We start from the raw sequence: 6,897 nt of genomic DNA on the forward strand, positions 1-6,897 counted from the left end.
AATCGTTAAGCCAGAGGAGGTGGAAAGAGCCGTAAACTTGATTAACAATCGTCCTCGAAAATGTCTTGACTATCGTACCCCGAATGAGGTATTCTATAAAGGTAGATCAGACAGTGATGCAATTCAGACTTGAATTGGCCAGTTTATCCAATCTTACCTAATGATTGTATAGCTGCTTTAATGACATCTACTCCTAAAAATCAAGATAATTTTAGATGGGCATCTTCTCCTCATTTTTCATATTGAACCCTTGAGGCATTGGAGGATTTTACGGATTTTTGTATTGAAGCATACAGCAATAAAAACATACGAGATAAGCTAGAAGCTAAATGGCAATGGCATATTGATAATCATAAGCTAAGAGGAATTATAGACATGACTCTATTATATCTATGGTCTAAAGACAATCCCAAAGTGGCTAATCTTACTACAGTCATAAATAATAATATGACACTAGATCACAATATTAATTCATCAACTAATTACTTAGAGGATGAATACCAAATGCAATTTGGTTTAAAAAAACTTATATTCAAAAATGGAATTCCTTATGGATATAATAAAAATTTAAATAAAGAGATAAAATTTTTGTGCATTCATTGTCAGGGAAGGGCTAAAAGCGTGATGAGATTTCTGTATTATAAACAATTAAGAGATTTTTATTATATTGGAAACCTTGTTCAAGCAACTAAAGCAAAAATGAAGCTCTTAATCAAAAAGATTATAAGTAATAAATGAAAATAATAAAATTTGGAAGGATGTTGCAAATGGATGGCATTTTCTTTAAACCAGATTAAAAATTTAATCTGGTAAAACATGAGTAAAGTTGTTTGTTGATATCCTTTCTCAAATAGTGCTACCCTATGTACACAATGTGTACACAACGAGAGAGACTATGGATAAGCATGACATTGAGAAAATTGGGGTGCGAGAATTTCGGAGCGAACTCCCTAAATACATATACGGTGAGACTCCCGTTGAGGTACTACGTCACGGTCATACTGTTGGGTTCTATTTCCCCGTTAAACAGGGGAGTAAAAGCGCCGATATCGCTGCCTTACAAGCGGTGGCCGCTCAATTTGAGTACCTGTTAAGTCAAAAGGGAATTTCCGAGGACGATATTGTTCGTGAGTTTCGTCAGATGTGTGAAGCGGACAGAGCGAATCAGAGAAAGGATTTAGGCGGGTGAGACTCAAATTCCTCGTTCTCGACGCTAATATCATCATAAGAAATAGACATCTCCAAAAATCTATGCTCCAGTCCTAGCAATGGTATTCCTACTTGGTAATGCGATTTCTTATCCCTTTAGCTAAACAGCAACATTGCTCCTATGAAATTAGCCCCCATCCCAACAAAACAGTACATCGAGCAACGAGACGAAGAATATTGGCTCGAAGGAACTCGTATCTCCCTTGATTCAGTTGTCTATTCTTTCTTAAACGGAGAATCGCCCGAAAGCATTGCCCAAAATTTCCCAATCCTTTCCCTCGAACAGGTTTATGGTGCGATCGCTTTCTATCTGGCCAATCGAGAGCTTGTCGATGCCTATCTGAAAAAGGGTGAAGCCGAGTTTCAGCGACTACAACAGTCTTGTAGAGAAAAGAGTCCTTTGCTGTACCAAAAATTGAAGGCGGCTCAAGCCAAGAAGTAGAAAGCAGCATGACAAAAATTCGCTTTCAAGCTGATGCCGATCTCAGACAGGCAATTGTGACTGGCGCAATCCGCGGACAACCAAATCTGGATTTTCAGTCAGCCAATGAAGCAGGGCTTGAAGGAATAAAAGATCCAGAAGTTTTAACCATTGCAGCACGGGATGGTAGGGTGCTGGTCAGGCACGATCGCAAAACCATGCCGACTGAGTTTGGTCAATTCATCTTGTCGCAAACGAGTTCTGGTGTTCTAATTCTTTCTCAGAATCTTCCAATCGGCGAAGCGATCGATGCAATTATCTTAGTGTGGGAAGCATCTACGGCTGAGGAATGGATCAATCAGATTATGACTTTTCCATTTTAAGTGGCTACGCTATCTGGCCAAACCCTTGTAGGTGGAAGACTTGGCACAGGGAATTAATTGGGTATTAGAAGATACAGAAAGGTATAACCAATTGTGCATTCGGGCAAGGCAAAAAGTGGAGCAAGAATTTACTCTTGAGATTCAAGCATCTAAGTATTTAAAGCTGTATAATGAAACATTGTAATATAAGCAACCTCGAAAAATTGCCTCTCTTTTCAATAACAGAAGCCTAAAAGCGCCTATAGCGTTTCCTGTTCGCAAGAGGTATATTATCGATGTTAAAAAGCTTAATTAGCAAAGGTTTAACTGTGCCACACAGGTGTGAGAACCGCTATATATCACTACACTACCCCTGGTGGTCTCCTGACTTTTCAAACATCCTCTAAGAAAAACATGGGACAATTAAAATTATTTCTATTCGGGGAAGTTTCTTAACTAAAAAGACTTTTAGTCTTTAGATAATATTACGTCTAGAGCTGCTGTTCACCGATTACTGACCTAGGAAATTAACTTTGCACGATTACTTAATTTCTACGGGTTCTAAATTATCAGCAGGAGTAAAACCAAAGAGACGGGAATAAAAATAAAATTCTGCATCTAATGCTCGTTTTATCGATTCAGCTTGACGAAATCCATGTTGTTCTCCAGCAAAGGGAACGTAAGCAACGGGTAAACCTTTCGCTTTTAAAGCTTCTACCATCATTTCCGCTTGATTGGGTGGAACCACTTGGTCTTCTAAACCTTGGAAAAAGATCACCGGACAGGATAACTGACTGGTAAAATGAATAGGCGATCGCTGATAGTAAATTTCCTTTTCTTCAGGATAGCGTCCCACCAATTTATCTAAATATCTCGACTCGAATTTATGGGTATCGGTGGCTAAAACCTCTAAATCACTAACTCCGTAATAACTAGCTCCTGCTTTAAAAGTATCATGAAAAGTTAAGGCCGCTAAAGTTGTATAACCACCGGCGCTGCCTCCAGAAATTGCCAATCTTTCCCCATCGACTAATCCCTGATTAACTAAATATTTTGCCCCGTTGATGCAGTCTTCCACATCGACAATTCCCCAATTTCCCAGCAAACGCTGACGATATTGACGACCATAACCCGTACTACCGCCATAATTAACATCTAGATAGCCAAAACCGCGACTGGTCCAGTATTGCACCCGCAGACTTAAACTAGAGGTCGCCGCGGCCGTCGGTCCACCGTGACTTTTGACTAAAAGGGGCGGTAATTCGCCATTGGGGGCGGTATAATCGGGGTTTTTGGGGGGATAATACCAAGCATAGGCCGTTAGTCCCTGACTGGTGGGAAAAGCGAGCATTTCTGGAATCGAGAAATAATCGCTAGAAATAGTTAAATTACTAGAAGATTTGAGAATTTCTCTCGTTCCTGTGGTTAAATCCATTGAGATAACTGCTGTTACTTCCCTGAAAGAACCGCCAATAAAAACTATTTTGTTCTCGCTAACTTGTAGGGAAGAAATGTTAGTATCATCAGTAATAATTTCTTGAAATTCTCGATTAACAGTATCGATACTTCCTAAATACCAACGACCATCTTTTGTATAGCTACAAATAATCTGTGATTCCCTGGCAAAGCCGTAGTTAGATAAACCAAAAACCCAATGAGGATAGGCAAATTCAGCCTCTATTGGTTCGAGAACTGGTTCGATTTGTTCATCGTGGTTAAAGCAATAAAAGTTCCAGAAATCATTGCGATCGCTGGTAAAATATAACTGTTCATCGGCGGACCAGCGCGGTTCACATACTGACTCATTTTCACCACCAGCAATGACCCGAATATTACTCAAATAAAGATTATTAATATCGGCCACCCAGAGAAAAGAACTATCCCAGGGCATATTAGGATGATTCCAACTAATCCAAGCTAATCGAGAACCGTCGGCACTTAAGCGAGGAGAGGTATAAAAATCGTCGCCTGATACTAAAGTTTTTATTTCTCCTGTATCCACATCGATGCTGACAATACTATTAACTGGTTCTCGATCTTTTTGGCTATGATCTTCACAAACACAGATTAAACGATTGCCAAATTTATCGAGAATTAAATCCGCATAACGACAGGAATTTTCTGGGGTCAGAGGTTGGGGTAAACTATCAGCAGTTTGGCGATAAATTCTTTGGTCAGCAAAATTACAAAAATAGATAATTCCGGCAACAATTAGATAGGAACCTCCCCCGTATTCATGGACACGAGTTCGCACATTAAAAGGCACTGGAGTGATGTCTGTAGTTGTGCCGTCGGGGTTTAATTTAACTAAAACATTTCGCCCCTTTTCCTGTGGTCTGCCTTCTAACCAGTAAATATCTTCTCCATCTAGAGTTACACCACCAAGACTAATCGATGCTGCCACAATTAGATCGGAGGTAATCGGTGATTTCCAGGAACCGTAAGCTGATATTTGATGAGACATTTTCGACTAAAGCAGTGATTCTAATGGTGAACTAACTTGATCAGAAACGCTGATAAATTAAGAGAATTCCGAGTAAACAGAACAAAGTAGGGATTAGGTGCATCCCTACCTGACTCTCTGTTTTCCTGCAATCGGAGCGGCGGGATTCGAACCCACGACCCCTACTACCCCAAAGTAGTGCGCTACCAAGCTGCGCTACGCCCCGATACTGAACCTTAACCATCATAGCGATAATCGCGGCATTTTGCAAGCTTTTTTTTTCTTCCTTTCTCCCCCATTCCCGGAATTAGCGGCCAGCTATCTAGCTAATTGGGGAATACGTCCTTTTAATCCCGTCATTAATTGCAGGGCAAACAATTTCAACGGGGGGAAACCGCGCATAATTGCCAATCCGAGACGACGGATGACAACGATAGGCGGCCAGTTATTGGAGAACAGGCGATCTAGAAAATCTGTGAAGCCTAAAATCGCTAAATTCTCGGATCTACGCCATTTTTCGTAGGATTTTAGGGTAGAAAGCGCTCCTATATCTTCTTGCTTTTCCGCTGCTTCCTTTAATACCTGCGCTAAAGCGGCTGCGTCGCGAATGCCTAAATTTAAACCTTGACCACCGACGGGATGACAACAGTGAGCGGCATCACCAATTAAAGCCAGTCGGGGTTTAACATAAGTATCACTCTGCATTAACTGTACGGGAAAGAGAGCGCGGGGACTAACTAATGCTATTTTTCCCAGTAATCCCCCCGTATATGCTTCTAATTTCTTGATAAATTCCGCTTCGGGCATTTCTTGCAGTTTTTTCGCTTCTTCATGGGGATTTGTCCAAACGATCTGACAGCGATTACCCTGGAGCGGTAAAATGCCCATCGGACCGGTGGGCCAAAATCTTTCAAAGGCGGTATCGTTGCGATCGAGTTGATGTTTAATGGTGAAAGCGACACAGGATTGCCAATATTTCCAACCTTTGGTTTTAATTTGCGCCCCTTGCCGGATAGCGGATTTGGCTCCATCAGCCCCGATAACTAATTTTGCGGTGATTTTTCGGGTTTGACCAGCTTCTTCCAAGGTGACAGTGGCTGTTTCTGCTCCGTACTCCACTTCTAACACTTTGGCAGGGGATAACCAATCAATGCGATCGCAATCTTGGCTGGCATTGTGCAGGGCGGTTAAAATCACTTGATGTTCGCCCACATAGCCCAAATAATCGGTTTTTAGCTCATCGACCACAAAGGGGACAAAAATCGGGTAATCGGCATCAGAAAGGCGAATATGACGAAATTTACCGATACTGGGCGAGATTTTATCCCAGATACCCAAGCCTGTAAAAATCCGGCTCGACATCAGCGAGAGGGCATAAGCTTGACGACGGGAGGCGGCCACCTCTAGGGGACGTTCCTCGATCATAGCGATATTTAATCCTGTATTTTTTAAAGCCACCGCTAGGGTGGTTCCGACTATGCCGCCCCCGACAATGATTAAATCGTAGTTGTTCCGTCCTAACATATAAATACTTTTCTCAAAGATAATCAGTGACTACACTGATCTATTCTGACACGATTTTCGGGGTTGCTGTCGGGTTTGATTGTATTCACCCCACCTAGCCATTGATAGACTTGAAAGGGTTTTGTCCGTGGTTGAGAGTTTCGGGTTATCGCTCTTCCTGGACTTCTGGAAGGGCGATAATACTAAATCTGGTTATTAAAGACTGATTATTGGTGGTGATTCGGTAGTAGTGATGGTGGCTTAATCCTTTGCTTTGCTGTGCATTGTAGTCATGGATAAAATACCAAAGGGTTCCCCAATGTGATTCTCCATTTTTTTAGAGAAAGATAGACTCTCTCTCACCAGCCGAGAAATCCTTTGTCGAAAGGTATTATTTAATCTTTCAATAGGATTAGTTTGACCAGTTTCTTTACCTACTGCCCGATAACGTTTACTAGGAATTCCTGTCTTATAGGACTCCCAAAAGTCTGTGTAAGCAACCGCGCATTGTCGGTAAACGCCTGGTAAACTAGCCCCAAAGTTTTTTGGCTGATTGACGACTCCTATCTCCGCGCATAGCAACCAATAATTTCCCTTGTTTTTCTATCAATTAACCGCCAAATATAAATATTTATCGTCTTAGAAAAAACAAAAGACCACATCTCATCATATTCTATAACTAATTTACCTTTTAGTTTGTCTGAAACCTTTATTTGACGTGGGACAGATGCCAATTTATTGTTGACATAATTTTGTAACCATGACCAACTTACCCCTGTTACTCTGGCAATTCCTCGTAAGGAAATTCGTTCGAGCAAGAGTTTATCAATTAATTGTTTGGTTTCCTCAGAGACGGTTTTATTAGTGGGATTGATCACAAACTGACGACCACATTCTTTACATTGACGTTTGGGTTTTCCATTATGAATAGAACCATTCTTAATCATATGGTGAGAACC

6 protein-coding genes, 1 tRNA gene and 2 pseudogenes are annotated in these 6,897 nt (G+C 41.2%); 5 read left to right on the top strand and 4 right to left on the bottom strand.

Going from position 1 to position 6,897, the window contains the following annotated elements; all coding sequences use genetic code 11:
- The 5 genes and pseudogenes from IM507_RS03400 to IM507_RS03420 all read left to right on the top strand — a co-directional run.
- Positions 1-133: pseudogene (locus IM507_RS03400) on the top strand (IS30 family transposase); the annotation flags it as partial.
- 125 nt (positions 134-258) lie between these two features.
- Positions 259-738, top strand: coding sequence for a hypothetical protein (locus tag IM507_RS03405; protein ID WP_287636607.1), 480 nt, complete (start codon positions 259-261; stop codon positions 736-738).
- 157 nt (positions 739-895) lie between these two features.
- Positions 896-1,189, top strand: coding sequence for a hypothetical protein (locus IM507_RS03410; RefSeq protein ID WP_002737674.1), 294 nt, complete (start codon positions 896-898; stop codon positions 1,187-1,189).
- A 141-nt stretch (positions 1,190-1,330) separates the two neighbouring features.
- Positions 1,331-1,651, top strand: coding sequence for a DUF433 domain-containing protein (locus tag IM507_RS03415; RefSeq protein ID WP_002738186.1), 321 nt, complete (start codon positions 1,331-1,333; stop codon positions 1,649-1,651).
- Positions 1,652-1,659: 8 nt separating this feature from the next.
- Positions 1,660-2,013, top strand: a complete 354-nt coding sequence (locus IM507_RS03420) for a DUF5615 family PIN-like protein (RefSeq protein WP_002736167.1) — start codon at positions 1,660-1,662, stop codon at positions 2,011-2,013.
- Positions 2,014-2,533: 520 nt separating this feature from the next.
- On the opposite strand, the gene IM507_RS03425 is transcribed toward IM507_RS03420, so the two are convergent.
- The 4 genes and pseudogenes from IM507_RS03425 to IM507_RS03440 all read right to left on the bottom strand — a co-directional run.
- Positions 2,534-4,456: a S9 family peptidase gene (locus IM507_RS03425; protein ID WP_002738220.1), complete on the bottom strand. Its 1,923-nt coding sequence runs from the start codon at positions 4,454-4,456 to the stop codon at positions 2,534-2,536.
- Between the two features lie 131 nt (positions 4,457-4,587).
- A tRNA-Pro gene (locus IM507_RS03430) sits at positions 4,588-4,661 on the bottom strand.
- Positions 4,662-4,753: 92 nt separating this feature from the next.
- On the bottom strand, positions 4,754-5,959 hold the full coding sequence (locus IM507_RS03435; RefSeq protein ID WP_287636609.1) for an FAD-dependent hydroxylase: 1,206 nt from the start codon (positions 5,957-5,959) through the stop codon (positions 4,754-4,756).
- A 259-nt stretch (positions 5,960-6,218) separates the two neighbouring features.
- Positions 6,219-6,897, bottom strand: a pseudogene (locus tag IM507_RS03440) (IS1 family transposase); the annotation flags it as partial.

It is taken from the genome of Microcystis sp. M20BS1 (assembly GCF_020245305.1).
In the GTDB taxonomy this organism is placed as follows: Bacteria; Cyanobacteriota; Cyanobacteriia; order Cyanobacteriales; family Microcystaceae; genus Microcystis; species Microcystis ichthyoblabe_A.

What these genes read in the sequence shown, in the direction of transcription:
- IM507_RS03410 (WP_002737674.1), top strand. Translation starts at nt 896, where the DNA reads ATGGATAAGCATGACATTGAGAAAATTGGGGTGCGAGAATTTCGGAGC.
- IM507_RS03420 (WP_002736167.1), top strand. Translation starts at nt 1,660, where the DNA reads ATGACAAAAATTCGCTTTCAAGCTGATGCCGATCTCAGACAGGCAATT.
- IM507_RS03435 (WP_287636609.1), bottom strand. Translation starts at nt 5,959, where the DNA reads ATGTTAGGACGGAACAACTACGATTTAATCATTGTCGGGGGCGGCATA.
- IM507_RS03415 (WP_002738186.1), top strand. Translation starts at nt 1,331, where the DNA reads ATGAAATTAGCCCCCATCCCAACAAAACAGTACATCGAGCAACGAGAC.
- IM507_RS03425 (WP_002738220.1), bottom strand. Translation starts at nt 4,456, where the DNA reads ATGTCTCATCAAATATCAGCTTACGGTTCCTGGAAATCACCGATTACC.